Origin of the sequence: Nitratireductor sp. ZSWI3 (assembly GCF_024655565.1) — a bacterium.
GTDB lineage: Bacteria > Pseudomonadota > Alphaproteobacteria > Rhizobiales > Rhizobiaceae > Nitratireductor.
Map to the genome: position 1 here is coordinate 79,537 of NZ_JANKOF010000006.1, position 21,727 is coordinate 101,263.

The following is a 21,727-nucleotide window of genomic DNA, read 5'->3' on the forward strand; positions in this document are numbered from 1 at the left end:
CGATGGCCGCTGAGACCGTAGATATTTCCCATGCGATGGTGATGGCGCCGGCGACCGCGGGAGACTGGCTCGTCGTTGCGCCCGTCGCCATTCCGATCCTGTTTGGCGCCCTGTTGCTGATGGTCCGGCACGAGACGCGCCTTCACTCGGGACTGGCGATAGGCGGCCTGCTGATGACGCTCGCCACCAACATTGGGCTCCTGGCGCGCATCCTGAACGAGGGGCCGCAGGTGATGACGATGGGGCGCTGGCTGCCGCCCTTCGGCATCTCGTTCACCGCCGATGCGCTCGGTGCGTCGCTGGCGCTGGTGGCGACGCTGGTGGCCTGCGTCTGCGCCTTCTATGGGCTGAAGGACATCGGCGCGACGGGACGGCGCTACGGCTTCTATCCTTTCATGCTGCTGATGATGGCGGGGGTGGGAGGTTCGTTTCTGACCGGCGACATCTTCAACCTCTATGTCTGGTTCGAGGTGTTCGTCATCTCGTCTTTCGGCATGCTGATCCTCGGCTCGACGCATCAGCAGCTCGACGGCGCGACGAAATACGCCATCCTCAACCTGGTCGGCACGACCCTGTTCCTGACCGCGACCGCTTTCCTTTATGGCATTTTCGGAACGCTCAACATGGCCGACATCGCGCGCAAGGCGGATGCGATGCGCGAGACGGGGCCGCTGGTGACGCTGACGATGCTCTATCTGCTCGCCTTCGGCATGAAGGCGGCGGCCTTTCCGGTCAATTTCTGGCTGCCCGCTTCCTATCACACGCCGCGCATCGTGACGGCGGCGCTGTTCGGCGGTGTCCTGACAAAGGTGGGCGTCTACGCCCTGTTGCGCGTGCTCGTCATGCTGTTTCCGGACGAGCGGCAGGTGCTTTCCGGCGTGATCGCCTGGGTGGCCGCCGCGACGATGATCCTCGGCATCATGGGGGCCCTGGCGCAATCGGATATCCGGCGGATGCTGGGGTTCGTGGTCATATCCGGCGTCGGCGTGATGATGGCCGGCCTGGCGCTCGGCACCGAAGAGGGGCTGACGGGGACCGTGCTCTATGCGTTCCATTCGGTGCTGGCGATGACGGCGCTCTATCTGCTGGCCGGCGTCATGAACGAAATCGGCGGCAGCTACTCCCTGCACGACCTTTCCGGCCTCTACCGCAAGTCTCCTTTGATCGCCGCCCTCGCGCTGCTCCTGGTGCTCGCGGTGGCCGGCCTGCCGCCCGCTTCGGGCTTGTGGCCGAAAGTGCTTCTGGTGCGCGCATCGATCGATGCGGGGCAACCCTGGCTCTCCTTTGCGATCCTTCTGACCGGCTTTCTCACCACCGTCGCGCTCGGCCGCGTCTATATCCTGGCGATCTGGCGGCAGAAGGAGGCACCGGCCGGTGAGGCCGCGGCGGCGGCGAGCCCGCGCATCGGATATGCCGCGCTCGTGATCCTGACGGTTCCCGTGCTGCTGCTCGGCATCTATCCTGACCCGTTCATCCGCATCGCCGCGGCGGCCGCCACGGGCCTGATCGATTCCTCAGCCTATGTCGGTGCGGTCTTTCCCATGGGAGTACAGCCATGAGGCTACCGCTGATCAACATTCTGCTGGCCCTGACATGGACCGCCGTCAGTGGTTCCTTCACGCTGGCGAACTTCATCTTCGGCTTTCTGCTCGGTGCCGGCACCCTTTATCTCATCCGGGAGCAGGTGGGCTCGCTCGGCTATTTCGCGCGCAGCGTGAAGGTGATCTCGCTGGCGCTCCTGTTCCTCTACGAATTGGTTCTGTCGGCGTGGCGTGTCGCCGTGCTGGTGATAACGCCGAAGATGGATCTGAAGCCGGGAATCTTCGCCTATCCGCTGAAAGTGGACCGTGACTTCGAGATCACGCTGCTGGCCAATCTGATCACGCTGACGCCGGGCACTCTTTCGGTGGATGTCTCGGAGGACCGGCGCTTTCTCTACGTGCACGCGCTCGACTGTTCGTCGCCCGACGATCTGCGCCGCGACATCGCCGATGGTTTCGAACGCAAGATCATGGAGGCGTTCCGATGAGCGGCAGTGAAGAGTTCCTGGCCCTTGCCGAATTCGCAGCCCTGGCGCTGCTCAGCCTGTCCTTCCTGCTGACGGTGGTGCGGGTGCTGATCGGACCGAGCCTGCCGGACAGGGTGCTGGCCCTCGACATGCTGGTGACGATCGCCATCGGCTTCATCGCCGTGATCGGCATCAGGACCGGATTTACGCTCTATCTGGACATCGCCATCGCGCTGGGGCTCGTCGGCTTCCTGGCGACGGTCGCCTTCGCCCGCTTCGTCCTCAGCCGCCGCTACGAGCAGGAGTTCGTCAAGCGCGATACGCTCGGTATCTACGGAGACAAGGAACCATGATGGCGACGGCGGAAAACCTGATCACCGGTATGCTGCTCATCATCGGCGCGGGCTTCACGCTGGTGGCGGCGATCGGCCTGCTGCGCCTGCCGGACCTCTACACCCGCATGCATGCGGCCTCGAAGGCCGGCACGCTCGGCTCGGGCATGATGCTGATAGCCCTGGCAGTCTTCGCTCACGACCAGTCGATCGTCACCCGGGCACTCGCCGCCGTCGTCTTCTTCCTGCTGACGGCACCGATTTCCGCGCATCTTCTGGCCAAGGCGGCTTATGCGGCCGGTTACCGGCTGTGGGGCAGTTCCCTCCATGACGAGATGGCGGGGACGCTGCCGAAGAGGCATGCGCCGGATGCCGCCGCCCAGGATGACGAACTCTAGGGGCAGGACCTCTGCTCTCGACCGAAAAGCGAGACGCGTTTCTTGCCGAACTGGCACCGGACGCTGCGCGCTAAAGATCAAGAGCTCCAGCAACACACTTCTCCTATAGCATTTGTGTGGAAGACAAAGAGATAGAGATAGAGCATCCTTCGTGCGTCCAGGAGAATGCACGGCACTCCAGGTGAAGGCGCGATCCGATCGAGCCTCTCCATACGCTGCCGCTTTCCTCGCTGCGCTCATGGCTGGATTGTGCATCTTTCAACCTGAAATGTTGAAAGCCGTCTAGCTTTCTCGTCTTCTGGAATAATATTCCAAAACACATTTTTGGAACAATCTTCAGATTTCTGATCTCAAATAAACATAACAATTCGCAATTCACTTTGTTTTTAATTCCGAAAAAGTGTGTTGACCACTCTTGATAAAAATCCGATATGATGTTCTCTCCTAGAGAATCGGAGAAAACTAAGTAGTAAAACCACGTTCTCCGATAACGAGCCTCATGATGCCAAATGAGGTACAAGAAATAGAGTTGACGTTGGGGCAAGGTAATGGAAATGAACGAAGAGCCAACCAAGAATGATAGTATGCTTATTGAGCTGACGGCCGAGGTCGTCGCCGCATACGTGAGCAATAATCCAGTTCCCGCTTCCGAACTTTCGAATCTGATCGCTGATGTTCACACAGCGCTCGGCCGGGTGAGCGGCTCTCCGGAGCCCGAGCCAATCGAGAAGCAGAAGCCGGCCGTCAATCCGAAGCGGTCTGTGCATGATGATTACATCATCTGTCTGGAAGACGGTAAGAAGTTCAAGTCGCTCAAGCGTCACCTCATGACCCATTACGGGATGACGCCCGAGCAGTACCGAGAGAAATGGGGTCTCGATCCGAATTATCCCATGGTTGCACCGAGCTATGCGGTTGCGCGTTCGCAACTGGCCAAGCAGATGGGGCTCGGTCGCAAGCGCAAGGGAAAGTAGTTTCTCCCGAGTGTGTCTTGCGTAGCTTTGGCCGATTGGCGACGCCTCTGGCGTCGCTTTTTTTGTCTGAACGAAGATCAGCTTTCTGAGCAGACGGAAATGCTTGCATCCGGAAGCAACGGACGGGGTTGATATCCGTCTGGCACGACCAGAGCGCCGTGCGTCCTTCCAAATTCTGCACCAGGACGCTCTCTCTCCTTGTTTTTCGCATTCATGATACCTGCGGGCGTCAGGTGGCTCTGCCTTTCTAGCCCGCACCGCTGCGTTGCGGCTTGAGGCGTTCCAGCGCCTGGCCGAGCGCGATGTGGCGGTTGAGATCGTAGCTCCAGTGGCCGCGCGCGCCCTTGAGGCGCTCACGCTCCAGAAGGCGTTGGAGCCGGCGACGCAACTGCACCCGCTCACTACCCGATGTCTGCAGTGCCTCGGCCATGTCGATCCCGCTGATCAGGAAGAGGGCGGCCGTCTGCCTGGCCTCGGCCCGCCGCGCTTCCCGGGCCCCATGAAAGGCCTCGATGTCGGTTTTCATCAGTGTCATGCCGGTCTCCGGTGTTTAGAGACACGACTATGAGGGGGTATGGCGCGACGGGGATAAATGACCTGCGGGGATTCTCCGGCACGCTTAATTTCCGCATTGATATCAGGCCGCTAATAGATTTCTGGCAAAAGTCTTGTTCTTAATTTGTTCCCGTTCGTCTTGTTGGGTATAAGAATTTATTCCTCTCTCCAAGGAAGGGATGAATTCCGTGTCATCAATCGCGACGAAACAAAAGGAAGACATGCAGAGCCAGACGGGTGCTCCGGCTGAGATGCCGCTCATCGAGATCAATCGCCGGCTGAGCCCGATCACCGAGGAACGGGTGACCGAGGTCTGCGAATGCGTGCTCGACATCGTCGCGGCGCTGTTCAACGTCAGCGGCCGCGAGTTGCGCGAGACGGGTCGTTCGTCGACCAGCGTCGCCCGCGTGCGGCAGATCGGCATGTATGTCGCGCACGTCATTTTGGGCCTCAACATGACGGAGGTTGGTCGCGGGTTCGGGCGCGACCGCACGACGGTGCAGTATGCGTGCCATCTGGTCGAGGACATGCGGGACGACGACGAATTCGACCGGGTCGTCAACATGACCGAGCGGGTCACCGCCGCAGCCTTCCGCCACACGGAGGTGCACTGATGAGCCGGACGCACGACAAGGGCCAGGAACGGCGGATGGAGCGCGAGCGGGCGCGGGCCGTTCGCTTTCTGCGCGCGGGCCCGGCGCAGATGAAGACCTCGACCCGGCAACAAAGGGTGCTGCTGGAGACGACGGACCGCGGCACGATCTCGGTGCCGGCCGAGACGATCGAGGCATTGCGGTTGGAGGGACTGGTGATCGCCGGCAAGGACGGGCATCTGCTGCTCAGCGAGGTCGGTGTGGCCCACGCGAGGCGCGCGGAATCGCGGACCGAGCCGTTTCGCGCCCAGCACTGGCGTCTCGACCACACGACCGTCGACGTGGGCGGCAAGCGCCAGGCGGTCGCCAAGAATCTCGGCGAATCGCCCCTCGGACACCTGGCGCGGCACAAGACCCGCAGCGGTGCCCCGTTTCTCAGCCAGGCGGAATTCGACGCGGGCGAGCGATTGCGGGCGGACTACACGCGGGGGCAGCTCATGCCGCGGCTCAGCGCCAATTGGGTGGCGACCGTGGCCGCCGGACGGCGCGGCGCGGGCAGGGCGGGCGTCGCCGAACTGACCGACGCCGCATTGGCGGCTCGCCAACGGGTGGACAGGGCACTCGCGGCGGTCGGCCCCGAACTCGCCGGGGTGTTGGTCGACGTCTGCTGTTTCCTCAAGGGGCTGGAACAGGTGGAGACGGAGCGCGGATGGCCGGTGAGGTCCGCCAAGGTGGTGCTGAAAACAGCGCTCGGGGCCCTCAGCCGGCACTACCAGCCCGGCGCCTCCAGATCGCCCGACAGCCCGCCGTCCGTTCTGCATTGGGGTGCGGAAGGCTATCGCCCGACGCTCTCGCAGGCGTGAAGGCTGTAAGCCCCCGAATCTACGCGTCGCTTTTTTGGGCCGATGCGCTAGCCTGTCGTTGCGGCGCCGGTCTTCGCTTCGTCCTTGATGCGCTGCACCATGGCGCGCAACCCGTTTGCGCGCTGTGGCGTCAGGTGCTCGTCGAGGCCGAGCCTGCGCATGACGCCCTCGGCATCGATCGTGAGAATTTCGCTGGCGCGCTTGCCGGAGAAGACGAGCATCATGATGGCCACCAGACCGCGCACGATATGCGCGTCGGAATCGCCCCTGAAGGTCAGGACCGGATCCTCGCCCTCGGCGCGCTCGGTGTGCAGCCAGACCTGGCTGACGCAGCCGCGAACGCGGTGCGCCTCATCGCGCGAGGCTTCCGGGAACGGTGAGAGGCCGTTGCCCAGTTCGATGATGTAGCGATAGCGCTCTTCCCAATCATCCAGGAAGGCGAAGTCGTCGTAGATGGTGTCGAGTGTCGTGCTCATCAGCACGGATATAGTGTCTGTCGGACGCGACGTCACGGAAAACCTGTGCAGAGCGCACTTGCGGCGCGAGCGTTCAGCGCTCCGCCGGAACGGGCGCGTCGGGAGCGGCGATGCTGCCGGTGGTGAGCGGCGCTCCCTCGGCGGGCTCGTTATCCTCGATCATCTCATAGGCGAGTCGGGCGCTTTCGCGAGCGCGGACGCCGATGGTCTGCAGCGCCGCCTTGCCGGTCGCGCAGACCTCCGGCTTGCGCTCGCAGATGCCGACCATGTCGGTGACCGCCTCGCGTGCGGCGCTGAGCGCCTGGAGCGGGCCGATCGGGCTCGCTTTCTCGTCGTTGCCGCCGCCGATCGGCACCAGGAGGAGGACCAGCGAGAGCCAGAAGATTGAGCGAATGAGAAACCACATGGCGTCGTCCCGTTTTCCTGCCCTCTCGGGCGTCCCGGTGAAAAGCATGCCACCCAGGCGGGAAAGAGCTATTGAGATTTTTGCTCAAATTTGAGGCGACTTTTTCAGGAATCCGGAAAGAACCGCCTTTGAAGCAAAGTCGTTGCAACCCGCCGGAATGACGCTAACGATGCGTTCACCATGAAGACCCTTGATCTTGTTGGCTTCTCGCATTTTCGACCTGTCTCAGGGGCTGCCATCCGGTCTTCATGGCGAGGCGCAAAACCGGTGAGGGACTGTTAACCATGACTTCATTCGGTGGCGTTTTGCGCGTCGGTTTTTCGGCGTTTGCGGCGATGGCGCGCTCTTCCGGCGCTCCGATTTATCCTTTCCTTAAACGCTCGGTGCGAGGGTTCTGGCAGAACAAGAACACGTCGAACGGACCAAGCGAGAGCGCGTCGAATTGAGTGTACGAGCATCTCTAAATCTCGACTGGGCGTCAGCCGCGATCGCAGCCTGCGAACGCCTGATGCATCCGTCCGTGACGGAGACCGGTGAGCGGCTGCGCCAGCTTCGGCTGGTCGGTGTGCTTTTTGCGGCCCCGTTCCTGGTCGGCAGCGCTGCTATCCAGCTCCTGTCGGGTCTGTTGGGTCTCGGCGGGACGCTGGCCGTCGTCAGCGCCGGCTTCGGGCTCTTCTGGATGCTCGCCGCCCTCGTGCTCACCACGGGGAGACGGATGGTGGCCGAGGCGCTGGGCCTGGTGCTTGCGGGCACGGCGATCGCGCTCCTGATATCGGTCGCCGGCGGGGCGGCTTCGCCGCTGACGGTGCTTGTCGGGGCCCTGGCAATCGAGACCTTCTTCGTCGCGCGCAGCCGGCGTGCCGTCCTGGCCGGGACGCTCGCAGCCGCCGCCGCGCTCGTGGCCGGCGGTGTGCTGGCGGCGGGATCCTCCATATCCGCCATCGCGTCTGCGCCATCGGCAGCCCAGTGGATCGCCCCGCTGCTTTACGGGATCACCCTTGCCGTGCGCGTATCCCGTCTGTGGCTGCGCGAAGAAGCCTCGGCTCCCGAACGTTCGGACGACTTCATCGAAGAGCATATGGACGCGCTGGTTCTGCACCTGACCCGCTCCGGCGATGTCATATCGGCATCGCCGCAGGCGGCAAGGCTGCTCAATGTGCGTTCGGACATTCTACTCGGTACGGGATTCTTCGAGCGCCTGCATGTCGCGGATCGGGTGACGTATCTGTGCGCCCTCTCGGCTCCCTCGACCGAAGCCCATCAGCGCAGGGTGAGCGTTCGCCTGCGGATGCCCCTCGAAGACGGCGGCGCCCGGGCGCCCGGCTATCGCCGGTTCGGCATCGAATTCCTCGCCGGACGGATGGCGGACACCGTGATCGCCATCGTGCGCGACGAGAACGACAAGGCCGAGCTCGAGGCGCAGATCGTGACTGCGCGGGAGACAGCGCGGGCGGCGCGTCTCGAGAGCGAGCGCCTGATGGCCGCCGTCAGCCACGAGCTGCGCACACCGCTCAACGCGATCCTCGGCTTTTCCGACACGCTGCTGACGGAGATTTTTGGCCGTTTTTCCGATGAACGGCAACGTGACTATGTGCGCCTCATCCATCAGGCAGGCGGGCATCTGCTTTCGGTCGTGAACGCGACGCTCGAGGTTTCCAAGGTCGAGTCGGGAACTTATGTCCTGCACCCGGAAGCCTTCAGCTTCGCGGAGGCCGTGGAAGCGAGCCTGGCCCTGACGGCCGCGCAGGCCGAAGAACGTTCGATCGCGATCAAGGCGAAGATCGGCGACGATGTCGGGGTGGTTTTCTGCGACCGCCGGGTGGTTCAGCAGGTGCTCATCAATCTCCTGTCAAACGCCGTCAAGTTCACGCCGTCCGGGGGCAAGATCGTCATCGCGGCTGAGCGGGCCGGAGACCGGATCGACTTCAGCGTTTCCGACACCGGCGTTGGAATCGCGGCCGAGGATCTGCAGCGCATCGGGCAGCCCTTCATGCAGATCCGCAACGAGGCGACACGTCATGTCGAGGGGACCGGGCTCGGCCTGGCTCTGGTCAAGGGCTTGGTCGGCCTGCAGGGCGGCGGCTTGACCATCGACAGCGCGCCGGGTGAAGGCACGCGGGTAAGTGTTTCACTGCCGGTGACCGGCAGTGTAAAGAAAGGCGAGACAAGCCGGGCGACGGTTCCGGCGATCGACGAAGAGTGGCATGATGAAGACTACCGCAAGACGGCCTGAACCGGAGTTCACGTTCGGCGCTCTGCTGCGGGCGGGGCTTGCCGGGGCGGGCATGGCGATCGTCCGCAACCCCGTGGCGGTGGGCGGAACGACAGCCTTTCTGGTGTCTTTCGCCTTCGTCTCGGCAAATGCCCTGTGGTATCAGCCGCATTTTCATTCGGGCGCGCTGATCTCGACACGCACGCCCGTTTTCGTGGAGAGGGAACCGGAAGTCCCGGTGCCGACGCCCGCGGCGGTGCGGCGCACGCCCGATCCGGTGCAGCGCGCGCTGAAGCCGAGCGACGACACGACCGGCGCCATTCCATCCGACCGTCCGGATGTCGTGGAGGGCGGCGATCCCACGGTTCGCCAGGTGCAAAAGGTGCTCGGCGATCTCGGCCTCTACCAGGGCGTCATAGACGGCCTTCAGGGACCGCAGACGCGCAAGGCGATCGGCAATTACCGGCGCATCGTCGGGTTGGACACGTCCGAGACGGTCGACGGCGCGCTGCTGCGCCAGCTCGGCTTGGCCGATCCCGCCCCGGCCACGCAGGAAACGGCCGAGACCGTGATGCCGGTGGCAGCGGTGGTGCCGTTGCCGTCGCCAAGGCCAGCGCTTGCCCGCCAGACCGTCGAAGCCGAGGTGGCCACGCAGGCGCCTGCCGCGGCCGCACCGGCAAATCTGGCCGTCGAAACCGCGTCGCTGGCAAGCGAAGCCGATCCGACCATCATGCGGATTCAAGCGGGGCTGAAAGCGTTCGGCAATGACGGCATTAAGGTGGACGGCGTTCTGGGGCGCGATACCCAAGTGGCGATCCGAGAATTCCAGAGCCTCTTCGGCCTCCCAGTCACCGGACAGCCTGATGAGCCGTTTCTCGCCAAAATGCGCGAAGTGGGCCTGACCAACTGACGCGTGCTGAGCCCCTCTTCACGCACTGGCTTGCCCGACATCGATCAGAAACACAGGCCGCGAAAGGCGAACGGAATTCATGCGCCTGACCAGCGAATTCTGGGTTTCGGCCCTCACGAAACGACTGTTTGCCGAGGGCGGCTTCGCCGCGGTCGCCCAGCGCGGCGCGCGCGAGGCCGGCACCATCTTCATCGTCGTGCGGGATCGGCTCGGCCGGCTGGCGCTCTACGGGCCGGCCGCGCAGGCAAGCTACGACGAAGCGCGCCCGATGGAGCGCCGCTTCACGCTGGTGGCGCAGGATGACCAGGAGCGCATCGACGCTCGGCTCGAGCGGGAGCGGCGTTTCGATCCGGATTTCTGGGTCGTCGAGATCGAGCTGGCGGATGCGGCGCGGGCGGAAAATTATTTCGAGGTGACGGCGGACTGAACCTTGGAAGGGACAGGTTCTGCGGGCGAGGGGTCCTTGCGCCACCGCTCCAGATGTTCCCGCACCGTTTCGGGAGCGATCGATCTGTAACGCTCGACGAAGCGGCGGATGGCGTTCCGGTTCAGCAACTGTTCCGGATAGCGTGTGGCCGTCAGCAGAAAGGCTTCCGCGTCCTCGATCATCAGGGCGCGGAGCGCAATCATGAGCTTGCTGCAGGTGGCGTAAGTGGAGATATGCCTTGCCCGCGCGAGCGGGATGCCGAGGCGCCGGGCAAGCTCCGCCTCGAAGTCTGCCGCCGTCCCGGAGAGGGCCGTGTGGCGCAGCGCCGCATTCCTGTCGTCGGCAAGGTACTGCGGGACGGGGCGCGAAGCCTGCGAGGCGCCGGCCTCGCCGGGCGCGTTGGCCGCGCGCATCATCAGCCGGAGGCGATCGCGGACGCCGTCTTCGAGCCCTGTCGAACGCCGGAAGGCCGGGCGTGCGGCGGTGCCACCCCTGTCGTTCTCCTGCGTCGCAAGCGCGCGGATCAGCGCGGCGATTGCCGGATGCAGGACCGCCCGGCGGCCGATCACCCGGGCATGCGGCAGGCCGTGCCGGGCGATCAGATCGATGAGATCGACATCGCTCAGGGCGTTGGAGCGGACGAGAAGGGGAGCGCAAACCTCGACCGGCTCGTCGCACAGCCGGCGCAACAAACCCGGCGGCGGCGATGCGCATTCGCACAGGACAGCGGCGGCATAGCGGCGGGTCTCGACCGGCACCAGAGGAAACAGGGGAAGGGCGAGATCGTCGAGCTGGGCGATCTCGCGCCGGGTCGGTCGCGTCAGCGAGGTGAAGGCCGAGACGGCGGCCCGAAAGAGCCGGTCCGGCCTGTGCTCTTCGCCGCCTGAAGCAAGCTGCCTGAAGATAGCGGACGACAAGCCGACCAACACCCGTGAACAATGACGACAAAACCCGTGCGGCGAGGAACAACGTCGCCGGCACAGGGCGAGATTACGGGCATTCCCTTAGCAAGCTGTTAACCGGTTTCTTTAGACTTCTGTTCAGTATCCGCGGGCGGCGAGGCGGCCGGTAACCAGCCGTTAACCATGACGGGCGTCTAATCGCCACAGGAGGCGTTGCGTACCACTCCAGCCAAGCAAGGAAACGCAATGTCATGGCGATCATTCTGAACTTCGTGCCGAAGCGGCGGCCGGCATCGCCAGCCTCGGCATTTCCAAGACGCGGCGCAGCCGCTGTGATCATCTTTCCAGGTGTCCGATACGAACGGCGCGACGCACCCATGCATCGTGGGGGCGGTGACCGGCCCCGCGACAACCGGCGCGGCTCGACGAAAAGCTAGTATCCTAAAGGCGCGTGGGATCAATAGGCGGAGCACCGCAGTCCGGAGAGAAATGCATCCACCGAGCGCTGCCAGCTTTCGTCCGGCGTGAAGGCGCGGACGAGCACCATGCCCTCGGTGACGTCCGCCTGGACGAGGACCGCGTGCTCCAGATCGCCGGGAAGCCCCTTGCGCAATTGGAGCATCTGCGCCGGATCCAGGACGACGACGTCGAGCTTCGCCTGCTCGGCGCTGCGGTCGTTGAGGCTGAAGACATTGAGGCCGTCGCGATCGTAGACGGAGAGCGACCAGAAGGGCACCCGGCCTTCAGTGGTGATGCGCGCCATGCCGTCCTCGAGATCGAAGCGGCAGACGGCGGCCCTGAAGAAGGGGTTGTCGATGCGCGGCAAACCGGGTTCGGACGGACCCGCATCCGAGCGACCGCGATCGAGCCGCACGGTGGCGTAGAGATCGGCCTTTTCCGACAGGGCGAGCCACACATCGCGCTCAGAATAAACGGGCAGCAGGAAAAGGATCGCAATGTGCACGATGACCGCGCCGAACAGGCCGAGCAGGAGGATGTGCAGAATCCTATACATCGCAGCCCTGCCGGGTGATGCTGGGCAGGACGATCTCGTCGACCCGGTGGACGGTCGAGATCGGCGTGTCGAACAGCGTCAGCACGAGGAGCATGGGACCACGCCCGGCGACCGGCAGCCAGTTGCCCGGTTGCGCGCGCGAGCCGAGCGCTATCTGCAGCGCTTCGCCCTGGCCCCACAGGAGCGACTGCGATTGAAGCGCGGCGGTGAAGCGGCCGGGCGCGGGAAGCGGGCGGCGCGTCTGGTCTGCCGCGTAGAGCGTGAAGAAGCGCACCGGCGGAACCTCGCCGGCGATGGCGTAGCGGCACTGCCTGAGCAGCGGGGCACCAGTGTCGTCCTGATCGGCAACGAAGGTTATCCCCTCGGCCTGGCCAAGCGAGAGCTCGCCGAGGCGGGCGGCGCGGGCGCGCGCATAGGGATCGGCCTCGCGGGTGCCGGCCTTGGGAAAGGCCGTCCAGGCCCCGACATTCACCGATCCTATGGTGCGCGTCTGCTCAAGCATCAGCCATGCGCTGCCGGCGCCGCCGCCAAGGGCGATGAGCAGGACGACGGCAACGAGAAAGACGGTCTTCAGCATATGGGCTCTGATATGGCGGGTGCGTTTCGGGATACTCCAGCGGCAACCGCCGGTTCAAGGAGTTTGAGCGTCCGGTCTGCCCTCGTCACAAGGCGGAAAGGGCTTCCGCGTCCGAAGGCATCTTGAGGGGCGGGGCCTCCTCGAATGCCTTCGAGAGTCGTTTCAGATAGGCCGAACTGCGCGCCGAAAGGGCAAGCGGCAGCGCATCTGCCGACGCGGACCCGCCATCCCCGGCCGCGCTGGCGGACACGGTCTCGTCCGTCTCGATGCGCATCGGACCATCGATGCCGGGAAGCGGCTTCAGCTCGACGTTCTGATGCGCATAGGCCATCAGGCGCTGCCAGACCATGGCCGGCAGCGATCCGCCTGTCATGCGGCGGGAGGGGCGGAAATCGTCGTTGCCGAGCCACACCGCGGCGACGTAGTTGCCGGTGTAGCCGACATACCAGGCATCGCGGTAGGACTGGGTCGTGCCCGTCTTGCCGGCGGACCGGGTCATGGGAAGGGCGGCGCGGCGGCCGGTTCCATGCTCCGGCACCTGGATCAGCATCCGGTTCATGGAGGCGGCCGCCTTCTCGGACAGCACGCGATGCGGCGGCGGCATGTCGCGCGCCTTGTCGTAGATCAGGTCGCCCGAATGCGTGAGGAGCTGCGAGATGCCGAAGCGGGCGCCGGCATAGCCGCCATTGGCAAAGACGGAGTAGCCGGTCGCCTGATCCAGCGTGGTCATGCCGGAGGTGCCAAGAACCATTGTCTTGTGCCCGTTGAGCGGCGATTCGACGCCGAACGACTTCACCAGCTCGACGATCGGATCGATGCCGAGGTGATCCCGCGCCAGCCGCACGGGCACGGTGTTGTAGGACTTGATGAGCGCCGTGGTGAGCGTGACGCGGCCGGCATAGCCGCGGCCGTAATTGCGCGGCGACCAGCTGCCCCAGGAGATCGGACCGTCGGAGATGACGGATTCGGGCTCGAAGCCTTTTTCCATCGCCACCGCATAGACATAGGGCTTGAAGGACGAGCCGGTCTGCCGCTCGGCCCTGGTGGCGCGGTTGAACTGGCTGGCACCGTAATCGCGGCCGCCGACGATGGCGCGCACCGCCCCGTCCGTGTCCATCAGCACGATCGCGCCCTCGGAGACGTCGTAATCCTTGCCGTATTGGCGCAGGTGGAATTCCAGAGATTCCTCGGCCGCCCTCTGCAGGCCCGGGTCGAGCGTGGTGCGGGCGACGAGCGAATGGGTGGTGCCGTTCGGCGCGATGCGCTTGACCTCCTCGAAGGCCCAGTCGAGATAATAGTCGGGCGCATCGGCGCCCCCGCGGTCGACGGCGGTTGCCGGGTGCAGGCGGGCGGAAAGGATCTGTCCCTCGGTCATGAAGCCGGCCTGCACCATGTTGGTGAGGACCTCGTTGGCGCGGGCGCGGGCGGCCGGCAGGTTGATGTGCGGCGCATAGCGCGCCGGCGCCTTGAACAGGCCCGCAATCATCGCCGCCTCGGCGAGCGAGAGATCCTTGACCGACTTGTTGAAGTAGAAATCCGCCGCCGCGGCGATGCCGAAGGTGCCGCCACCGAGATAGGAGCGGTCGAGATAATATTGCAGGATGTCCTTTTTCGACAGGTTCATCTCCAGCCAGAGCGACAGGTAGGCTTCCTTGATCTTGCGCTCCAGCGTCCGCTCGTTGCTCAGGAACAGGTTCTTGGCGAGCTGCTGGGTGAGCGTGGAGCCGCCCTGAACGACCGAATTGGCGCGCACATTCTCCGTCAGGGCGCGGGCAAGGCCAAGGAAATCGATGCCGAAATGCTCGAAGAAGCGGCGGTCCTCCGTGGCCAGGATGGCCTTTATGACGTGATCGGGAATCTCGTCGACCGGCACCGAATCGCGCTGGATGATGCCGCGCTGGCCGATTTCGTTGCCATAGCGGTCGAGGAAGGTGACGGCATAGTCGTCCTGCGCACGCCAGTTGCCGGCCGTTTCCTTAAATGCGGGCATGGCGAGGGCGAGCATGACGACCGCGCCGGCGGCGCCGAGCGTGAACGCCTCGCTGAACAATTCGACGATGGCGCGTTTGAGGCCGTAGACCCGGAAGCGGCGGAAGAAAATGGTGATGTTTTCCCACAGTTCGGCGGCCTTGAAGCCCGCCTCGTAGAGTGTGGAATCGATCCAGGCGTCGAGCGCCAGAAACATGGTCGCCCGCGGCGCCTTCACCTGCCGTTTTTCGCGCGGTTTCTTCACCAAAGCACACCCGTCCAGCCCCAGCCGGCCCACCCTGCAAACCATCTCGGACGCGATGCACTCTGCCGACGAACGGGCTCGGTCAGCGGATGGCAGGATACATCCATTATCCTAACGGATTGTTTTGACAGTTTTTCCGGATTTTCCCGCCGTCCGCAAGGGAATTCGCGGGGCTGCGGGGGGCGGTGAGGCGGCCTGGTGAGAATTAGGAAAATATTCCTAATTATATACTTGACGTACCAGAAGGTGAAATGCGATGATTCACGGGCGGGCCGGCAACATGTGAAGGAGGTGTAGGGGCTCCCTACTGATCGATGTACGCGATCTTAGGAGCGTGCTTTCGCACGAGCTTTCTGTTCTCTTTTCGTAGTTCGGGCACGATCAAGGGCCTGCCGGATATGAGGTTGACTACATAGTTGGGGGTATCGTTGAGCGCGGAAAGCTGCGCCGTGCGGATCGTCTCTCCGAGCCCATAGATACCCGATGAGGGACCTCAACTGATTGTAAAACTCTTCGATCTCTTGCGCGATTCTCTCAAGGGTTCCAAGTTCATAAACGAACTGCTTCTTTCGAAATGCATCAGGATCACCGCCTGTGGCCGAAAATGTAAGATAATCGGCCTGAGCGACCCACACTATATGATCGGGAATGGCTACGGACACTCCGAAGCAGCCATGGGCGAGATCGTTCCTTTCCTTTTCGAGAGATGCACGTCGCGCCATGTGTGCTGTGAACAATTCAAAATCTGCATCGTTCAACACGGATTCGGCTGCGGCGCTAAGCGCATCATGTTGTGCTCGGCTACTGCGCAACGACCCGAATACAGCAGCGGCGGCGGGAATGTTCGTTCCCATGAGTTCAGCGAGCAGTTGGGCACACTGTACCTCAAGGTCAGCCCAAGAGGTAACTATCCGACCGATGATTGCCGCTGCGGCAGGGCGATCTTCGAGATAGCCAACTCCAAACGTTACTTTCGCCCGAGGGTATGATTTCCAGAGCGGCTTGCGTGATGCTGCTGAGATTTCGACGCGAAGCGGCCGCGCGCCCATGATGTCTTCTGTTGATTGCACAACCTGAACATCGCTGACAGCGTACAAATCGTCGTGCGCACATCGGAGGCATGGTGCGCTTAGACTTCCGTCGCCAACCATCTGCACTGGCGTTTTGCCTTGAGAATTGTCATCTAAAAGGTAGATGAGTTGGTCGCAGCCCTTGCATGTGACCGCATAGTACCATGACCCTTTCTTGACCGGATCACGCCGGTAAAGGCGATAAAGCATGTCAAAAGCTCCAAAGGATAAAGACCACAAAAAGGGCGACGAGGTATTACGCCGCCTGTTGAAAACCCCTCCCGATCACAGGACCGGGAAGGGAAAGGAGCCTCATGAAAAGCGAAGCCCGAAGGGGCATTCGGGTAAGAGTGGTGATGCTGCTCGCCCGCCTGTTCCGCGTTCCGATTGATGTCCGTCAAACCTTTTTTATGAAGGGCATCAGTTCGAAAATATCGTCGTCCTCGTGATGGCCGATCAACCGTGCGGATTTGAAGTCGGGCATCCCGACAATCACCAAATCCGTATCGACGTAGATTACATCAGCTATTTCTGATGCAATCTTGTCGATGTCAGCCGCCGACGCGAATACGATAAAGGACGAAGCCTCTACCCACCATTTTGTTGAAAGCCTCTGCACCGTGTCGGTGAGATCTTTGTACCTTTGGTTATAGGTGCTGTCGTCCTGAAGTCGGAAACTTAGCCAGTATGTAGCCATGGTAAAAAGTTCCTGTGTGTGGCCACAGGACGGCTTGACGGAATCACCCGTAGGATTAGTTTGGTGGTCGTTCTCATGTGCCTAGCCGTCCTGTGGCTTGGTTGCATCAACGGTGGTGATTCTGGTCAGAGAATCACCACCGGTTCTCATTGGATGGCAGCAGATGAGCGATTCGCAAGGCGGATCGCGGTTTGTTGCACGCTATTCACAGGTCGCGTTTCTTGCGCTTTCGCAGCCAAAGTAATTTGCGTGCCTTCTGCTTAGGCGTTTTTGGCTTCACCAATCCGCCGACAGGTCAGGCGTTTGTCGCGAGCCATACGCAACAGGTCTTCGGCACGTTCTGCGTCACTGATCTTTAGCGCGGTACGGCGATTATAGCGGAAATCGAACTCGGTAAGGTAGCGGTGAAGATGGGCTTCGCCGCAATGCTGATAGACACCAACCATGCCGCGCTTGAACACTGAAAAGACGCTGTCAATCGTATTGGAGTGAACAACGACGCCACCCTCGCGGCGGGCGTATTCCTTTGCGGAATGCTTTACCGTGCCGTGGGCGGCGAATTCCTTGCCGGTGATCGGATAGATGTTGCTTTCGTCTGTGTAGAGCGTCGAATTGCGGTCGGCTGTCGTGACGAGGATTTCGCGGACAGCATCACGAGTAGCATGTTTGACATGGACAGTGCGGGTACGCCCACCACGCTCGACCAGCCCAACAATGGCGTTCTTCATGGGCTTCTTGCGCTTTAAGTAAGGCTGTCCTTTGCGCTGTGGGGACACATAGCCATCTTCGCGACGGCCCCAATAGGTTTCGTCGGCTTCGATTGTCTTGCCTTCGCCACCGAGGGGACCGCCAGTCTCAACGATATCCTCTTTCATGGCTTCGCGGATACGGTGGGCCATGAACCAGGCAGTCTTGTAGGTGACGCCGAGCATGCGGTGAAGCTGGTGCGCGGACATGCCTTTCTTGGAAGCGGCCATCAGATGCGAGGCCAACACCCACTTGTGAAGCCCAATCTTGGAACGCTCGAAGACGGTGCGAACGGTTACGGAAAAGGGCGCGCGGCATTCGTTGCACTTGTAGACGCCGGGGCGCGTGGACTTGCCTTCCAGCTTGGTGATGCGGGCAGGATCGATATTGCCGCAATGCGGACAGATGGGGCCATTCGGCCAGTGAATGCCCTCAAGATGCCCGCGGGCCTTCTCGGCATCGTTGTAAATGGCGTGGGTCAGGTCGAACATTGCGGTAACTCCTTGACTCCCTTATCGCATTTGGCGTTTGGTACGTCACGTATATAATTAGGAAAATATTCTTGACAGCGTTACGGTGGTCTGATAGGGTTCAGGCATCGTCACACAGTTGCGGCTGCAGGGTTGGCGGTGGCGTATTTTCCCTCACTTCACGAAGGTTTCTGGCCCATGGGCGAAACGGTCCCGTCGAGCCTGGCGGCGTTGCGCGCGCTGTTCGAGGGGGCGCCGGCGACGCTGGAATTGCTGGCGCAGGCGACCCGCCGCTCGCCGGCCGCCCTGCGCAAGATCGCCGCCGCTGGGGCCTGGCGTGCGCCCGAAACGGCGGTGAGCGCTGCCGCGATGGAGCGGCGGCTTCTGCTGCTTTCGGATCGGCTCGTCGGCGAGCTGGAGCGGGCGAGCGCGGAAGGCGAGCGGACGGGCATCTACGACAAGGCGCGCATCGACGCGCTCTCCTCGATGCTGCGCATGATCGAGCGGATCGGCGAGACGACGCGCGGCCCCGAACGCGCCAGCGAGGAACAGACGAGAAGCGATGAAGAAATGGCCGCCGCTCTGGAACGCATCGACACCCGCATCCTCGGCCTCGCCAGAGATCTTGCCCGCCAGTTGGCGGCAGAAATGGGCGCAGCGCAACCTGCCGCGGAGCCTGGGGGCGCAGATTGAGCGGGAATGGGTGGCGCTGGCCCGGCTCTCCCAATATCCGCTGCTGCCGCTGTTCGACACCTGGCTGGTTACCGGCGGACGCGGCGCCGGCAAGACGCGGCTCGGCGCCGAATGGGTGAACGCGTTGGTGCGCGGCTTTCCGCCCTTCGCACGCGGCGGGCGCTATGGACGACTGGCGCTGGTGGGCGAAACCCTGGCCGATGTGCGCGAGGTGATGGTGGAGGGACCTTCAGGGATCGTTTCGATCTCACGCCGGCACAGGCCGCGCTTCGAGCCGAGCCGGCGGCGGCTGGTCTGGGACAATGGCGCGGTCGCGCAGATCTTTTCGGCGGAGGACCCCGACAGCCTGCGCGGTCCGCAATTCGACGCGGCCTGGTGCGACGAGGTGGGCAAGTGGCGGCACGTGGAGGCGACCTTTGACATGCTGCAATTCGGCCTGCGGCTGGGGCCTCGGCCGTTGCAGCTTCTGACCACGACGCCGCGGCCGATCCCGCTGATCCGACGGTTGATCGACGACCCGCTGGTGACCGTGACGCGGATGCGCACGGCGGAAAACGAACGCAATCTCGCGCAGGGTTTCCTGAGCATGATGGAACGCCGGTACGCCGGCACGAGGCTCGGACGGCAGGAACTCGACGGCGAGCTGATCGCCGATCGGCCGGACGCGCTGTGGACCCGGGCGATGCTGGAGACGGCGCCGGCAGAGACGATGCCGGGCGCGCTCCGGCGGATCGTCGTGGCGGTGGACCCGCCGGCAGCCTCGCGCAGGACATCGGACGCCTGCGGGCTGGTGGTGGCGGGTGTCGATGCGGAAGGAAACGGGCTGGTGCTCCACGATGGCACGGTGAATGCGGCGAAGCCGCAGGAATGGGCGAGCCGGGCAGTCGCGCTCTACCATCGTTTCGGCGCCGACTGCCTGGTGGCCGAGGTGAACCAGGGCGGCGACATGGTGGCGGCGGTGCTTGCCGCCGTTGACGCCCGCGTGCCGGTGAGGCCGGTGCGGGCGACGCGGGGCAAGTGGCTGCGCGCCGAACCGGTGGCGGCCCTCTACGAGCAGGGGCGTGTGCGCCATCTGGCGCGGTTCCCCGAGCTGGAGGACGAGATGTGCGATTTCGGCCTCGACGGGCTTTCCGGAGGACATTCGCCGGACCGGGTCGACGCGCTGGTCTGGGCGCTGACGGAGCTGATGCTCGGCAAACGGCACGAGCCGCGAATCCGGGATCTGGGCTGACCGACGGACAGCCCGGCAACGAAACTCACGATCGGGAAGACGAGATGGCTTGGAATTGGCCCTGGGCACGGCGTCCGGCAGACGCCCGCATGTCCGTCGAAACGAAGCAGCTACGAGCCGGCGGGTTCGTTGCCCTGCACCGCGAGGCGGAGGCGCGCTGGTCGCGGCGCGATTATGCGGCGCTGGCACGCGAAGGCTTCATGAACAATCCCGTCGCGCACCGCTCGGTGCGGCTGGTGGCGGAGGCGGCGGCCGCCATTCCATGGCTGCTCTATGAAGGGGGCGCCGAGCACGACACGCATGCCGTCCTGACGCTGCTCGAGCGGCCCAACCAGCGGCAGGCGGGCGGCAGCTTCATGGAGATGCTCTACGGGCATCTCCTGATCTCCGGCAATGCCTATGTGCAGATGCTGGAAACGGGAACCGGCACACGCGAGCTGCACCTTCTGCGGCCCGACAGAGTGTCGGTGGTGGCCGATGAGGTGGGCTGGCCGGTGGCGCTCGACTACCGCGAGGGCAAGGCGCGTGAACGCGTTGCGCTGCAAGCCGGGGCGGGACTGCAGGTCGGGCTCTTCCACCCGCTCGACGACCATTACGGCTTCGCCCCCCTCGGCGCGGCGCTGATGGCCCTCGACACGCACAACCAGGCGGCGCGCTGGAACAAGGCACTGCTCGACAATTCGGCCCGGCCCTCCGGCGCCCTGGTCTATGCACCGAAGGAAGGCGGCAACCTCTCCGACGACCAGTTCGACCGGCTGAAGGCCGAGCTGGAGCAGGGCTATGCCGGCGCCGCCCGGGCCGGGCGGCCGCTGCTTCTGGAAGGCGGGCTCGACTGGAAGGCGATGAGCCTGTCGCCGAAGGACATGGACTTCATGGAAGCGAAGAACGGGGCGGCCCGCGACGTGGCACTGGCGCTCGGCGTGCCGCCAATGCTGCTCGGCATCCCCGGCGACAACACCTATGCCAATTACCAGGAGGCGCACCGGGCTTTCTACCGATTGACGGTGTTGCCACTGGTGGGGAGGGTCGCCAAGGAACTCTCGGCCTGGCTGCAGCCCGTGTTCGGCGGAAACCTGAGGCTCTGGTACGACGCCGACGGGATCGAGGGCCTGGTCGCCGAGCGCGACGCGCTGTGGAAGCGCGTCGGTGCGGCGGATTTCCTCAGCGAGGATGAGAAGCGCCAGGCGGTGGGCTATGCGCCGCGGGGCGAGGGGTAGAACCCGATCATGCCTGACTCCGCGATCCTTGCCGCACGCCTCCGCGCTGAGGCGGCTTGGTTCCGTTTCCTGGCTGCCGCCGGACGGTTCGAACGGGCGCTGAAATACAACCCCAATTGGCATTTGCAGCAGCGTGTGCCGGCGGGCAGGACCGATGGCGGGCGGTGGACGGGCGGGGCAGGACTGCCCGTCCTTCCGGTCGGCGGGCGGGGACGGCGCATCGGGCAGTTGCGCCGGCGTTACCCCACGGCATCGCTCGCCGAGATCACGCGGCTGGAGGTCGCGGCAAGCCAAGCGCGCTATCATGCAAACCGTGTGCGGCGGCTCGATCCGAACTGGCGCGGGCCGACAAGTGTAACGGCAACGATCCGGGGCGAAACAGAACATTTGGAGGCCGTCGCGCGCGCGGCGCAGGAACGCTACGAGCACCTGACGCGGGGCGCCATTCCTGATTTCAATCACTTCTGGAGCGCCAATCGGCTGACCAAGGAACTTTACCGACATGGCTACCGGCTGGACAGACCGGCAAAAGGCAATGGCTGGATTTACAAGAACCGAGGGACCGGTGAGGAGGTGCGCATTATGGCGAGGCCGGCGCGAAGTTCTCGCACAGAGCCTGACGCGAAACACTTGTTTCGATACTACTACAGGTATAGATCGGGAAAAGACCAGAAAGAACGCCAACATGTTCCCATCCCGGATGCTGAATGACAGGAGTGTC

24 protein-coding genes are annotated in these 21,727 nt (G+C 63.6%); 14 read left to right on the forward strand and 10 right to left on the reverse strand.

Annotation, left to right across the window (positions count from 1 at the left end; genetic code table 11):
* Positions 1–2 precede the first annotated feature (2 nt).
* The 5 genes from NUU27_RS03955 to NUU27_RS03975 all read left to right on the forward strand — a co-directional run bounded on the left by NUU27_RS03955 (position 3) and on the right by NUU27_RS03975 (position 3,712).
* Entirely contained in the window at positions 3–1,559 is a 1,557-nt protein-coding gene (locus tag NUU27_RS03955; protein ID WP_257760758.1) for a Na+/H+ antiporter subunit D, read from the forward strand.
* Complete coding sequence (locus tag NUU27_RS03960) at positions 1,556–2,029, forward strand: Na+/H+ antiporter subunit E (protein WP_257760759.1); 474 nt, start codon at positions 1,556–1,558, stop codon at positions 2,027–2,029. Before NUU27_RS03955 ends, NUU27_RS03960 begins: the two co-directional genes overlap by 4 nt.
* Complete coding sequence (locus NUU27_RS03965; protein ID WP_257760760.1) at positions 2,026–2,361, forward strand: cation:proton antiporter; 336 nt, start codon at positions 2,026–2,028, stop codon at positions 2,359–2,361. Before NUU27_RS03960 ends, NUU27_RS03965 begins: the two co-directional genes overlap by 4 nt.
* A complete protein-coding gene (gene mnhG, locus NUU27_RS03970; protein WP_257760761.1) occupies positions 2,358–2,738 on the forward strand; it encodes a monovalent cation/H(+) antiporter subunit G in 381 nt (126 codons plus the stop codon). Before NUU27_RS03965 ends, mnhG begins: the two co-directional genes overlap by 4 nt.
* Positions 2,739–3,292: 554 nt before the next feature.
* Positions 3,293–3,712 carry a MucR family transcriptional regulator gene (locus NUU27_RS03975; RefSeq protein ID WP_374565511.1) on the forward strand — a complete coding sequence of 140 codons (420 nt, stop codon included), beginning with the start codon at positions 3,293–3,295 and terminating at the stop codon, positions 3,710–3,712.
* 247 nt (positions 3,713–3,959) lie between these two features.
* Here the strand turns inward: NUU27_RS03975 and NUU27_RS03980 are convergent, their stop codons facing one another.
* A complete protein-coding gene (locus NUU27_RS03980; RefSeq protein ID WP_257760793.1) occupies positions 3,960–4,238 on the reverse strand; it encodes a cytoplasmic protein in 279 nt (92 codons plus the stop codon).
* A gap of 250 nt (positions 4,239–4,488) precedes the next feature.
* Here NUU27_RS03980 and NUU27_RS03985 point away from each other — a divergent pair, with 250 nt between their 5' ends.
* Together NUU27_RS03985 and NUU27_RS03990 are read left to right on the forward strand one after the other, a co-directional pair.
* Complete coding sequence (locus NUU27_RS03985) at positions 4,489–4,881, forward strand: helix-turn-helix domain-containing protein (protein ID WP_257760763.1); 393 nt, start codon at positions 4,489–4,491, stop codon at positions 4,879–4,881.
* Positions 4,881–5,723 carry a DUF6456 domain-containing protein gene (locus NUU27_RS03990; RefSeq protein ID WP_257760764.1) on the forward strand — a complete coding sequence of 281 codons (843 nt, stop codon included), beginning with the start codon at positions 4,881–4,883 and terminating at the stop codon, positions 5,721–5,723. Before NUU27_RS03985 ends, NUU27_RS03990 begins: the two co-directional genes overlap by 1 nt.
* Positions 5,724–5,770: 47 nt before the next feature.
* On the opposite strand, the gene NUU27_RS03995 is transcribed toward NUU27_RS03990, so the two are convergent.
* The gene (locus tag NUU27_RS03995; RefSeq protein ID WP_257760765.1) at positions 5,771–6,199 is read right to left on the reverse strand and encodes a SufE family protein; all 429 of its coding nucleotides are present in this window, start codon (positions 6,197–6,199) and stop codon (positions 5,771–5,773) included.
* A 73-nt stretch (positions 6,200–6,272) separates the two neighbouring features.
* The gene (locus NUU27_RS04000; protein ID WP_257760766.1) at positions 6,273–6,605 is read right to left on the reverse strand and encodes a DUF5330 domain-containing protein; all 333 of its coding nucleotides are present in this window, start codon (positions 6,603–6,605) and stop codon (positions 6,273–6,275) included.
* Positions 6,606–7,113: 508 nt separating this feature from the next.
* On the opposite strand from NUU27_RS04000, the gene NUU27_RS04005 reads away from it, so the two are divergent.
* The 3 genes from NUU27_RS04005 (at position 7,114) to NUU27_RS04015 (ending at position 10,154) form a co-directional block, all read left to right on the forward strand.
* Positions 7,114–8,838 carry a HAMP domain-containing sensor histidine kinase gene (locus NUU27_RS04005; RefSeq protein WP_257760767.1) on the forward strand — a complete coding sequence of 575 codons (1,725 nt, stop codon included), beginning with the start codon at positions 7,114–7,116 and terminating at the stop codon, positions 8,836–8,838.
* On the forward strand, positions 8,810–9,727 hold the full coding sequence (locus NUU27_RS04010) for a peptidoglycan-binding protein (RefSeq protein WP_257760768.1): 918 nt from the start codon (positions 8,810–8,812) through the stop codon (positions 9,725–9,727). Before NUU27_RS04005 ends, NUU27_RS04010 begins: the two co-directional genes overlap by 29 nt.
* A 79-nt stretch (positions 9,728–9,806) precedes the next feature.
* The gene (locus NUU27_RS04015; RefSeq protein WP_257760769.1) at positions 9,807–10,154 is read left to right on the forward strand and encodes a DUF1491 family protein; all 348 of its coding nucleotides are present in this window, start codon (positions 9,807–9,809) and stop codon (positions 10,152–10,154) included.
* Here NUU27_RS04015 and NUU27_RS04020 read toward each other — a convergent pair.
* The 7 genes from NUU27_RS04020 to NUU27_RS04050 all read right to left on the reverse strand — a co-directional run bounded on the left by NUU27_RS04020 (position 10,130) and on the right by NUU27_RS04050 (position 17,886).
* A complete protein-coding gene (locus NUU27_RS04020; RefSeq protein WP_257760770.1) occupies positions 10,130–11,071 on the reverse strand; it encodes a hypothetical protein in 942 nt (313 codons plus the stop codon). The genes NUU27_RS04015 and NUU27_RS04020 overlap by 25 nt on opposite strands.
* A 442-nt stretch (positions 11,072–11,513) precedes the next feature.
* Positions 11,514–12,071: a DUF1254 domain-containing protein gene (locus NUU27_RS04025; protein ID WP_257760771.1), complete on the reverse strand. Its 558-nt coding sequence runs from the start codon at positions 12,069–12,071 to the stop codon at positions 11,514–11,516.
* Positions 12,064–12,648, reverse strand: coding sequence for a DUF1214 domain-containing protein (locus NUU27_RS04030; protein WP_257760772.1), 585 nt, complete (start codon positions 12,646–12,648; stop codon positions 12,064–12,066). Before NUU27_RS04030 ends, NUU27_RS04025 begins: the two co-directional genes overlap by 8 nt.
* 85 nt (positions 12,649–12,733) lie before the next feature.
* On the reverse strand, positions 12,734–14,833 hold the full coding sequence (locus NUU27_RS04035; RefSeq protein WP_257760794.1) for a transglycosylase domain-containing protein: 2,100 nt from the start codon (positions 14,831–14,833) through the stop codon (positions 12,734–12,736).
* Between the two features lie 374 nt (positions 14,834–15,207).
* Positions 15,208–16,161, reverse strand: coding sequence for a hypothetical protein (locus NUU27_RS04040; protein WP_257760773.1), 954 nt, complete (start codon positions 16,159–16,161; stop codon positions 15,208–15,210).
* Between the two features lie 187 nt (positions 16,162–16,348).
* Complete coding sequence (locus NUU27_RS04045) at positions 16,349–16,648, reverse strand: hypothetical protein (RefSeq protein WP_257760774.1); 300 nt, start codon at positions 16,646–16,648, stop codon at positions 16,349–16,351.
* A 260-nt stretch (positions 16,649–16,908) separates the two neighbouring features.
* Positions 16,909–17,886 (reverse strand): IS1595 family transposase, encoded by a 978-nt coding sequence (locus tag NUU27_RS04050; RefSeq protein ID WP_257760775.1) that lies wholly within the window; start codon positions 17,884–17,886, stop codon positions 16,909–16,911.
* Positions 17,887–18,063: 177 nt separating this feature from the next.
* Between NUU27_RS04050 and NUU27_RS04055 the strand changes: the two genes are divergently transcribed.
* From NUU27_RS04055 to NUU27_RS04070, 4 genes are read left to right on the forward strand one after another with little or no spacing between them, the layout of a single operon-like run.
* The gene (locus NUU27_RS04055) at positions 18,064–18,558 is read left to right on the forward strand and encodes a hypothetical protein (RefSeq protein WP_257760776.1); all 495 of its coding nucleotides are present in this window, start codon (positions 18,064–18,066) and stop codon (positions 18,556–18,558) included.
* A complete protein-coding gene (locus NUU27_RS04060) occupies positions 18,491–19,789 on the forward strand; it encodes a DNA-packaging protein (protein WP_374565519.1) in 1,299 nt (432 codons plus the stop codon). Before NUU27_RS04055 ends, NUU27_RS04060 begins: the two co-directional genes overlap by 68 nt.
* Before the next feature lie 44 nt (positions 19,790–19,833).
* Complete coding sequence (locus NUU27_RS04065) at positions 19,834–21,006, forward strand: phage portal protein (protein WP_257760777.1); 1,173 nt, start codon at positions 19,834–19,836, stop codon at positions 21,004–21,006.
* Positions 21,007–21,015: 9 nt separating this feature from the next.
* A complete protein-coding gene (locus NUU27_RS04070) occupies positions 21,016–21,717 on the forward strand; it encodes a hypothetical protein (protein ID WP_257760778.1) in 702 nt (233 codons plus the stop codon).
* The last annotated feature ends 10 nt before the right edge of the window (positions 21,718–21,727 follow it).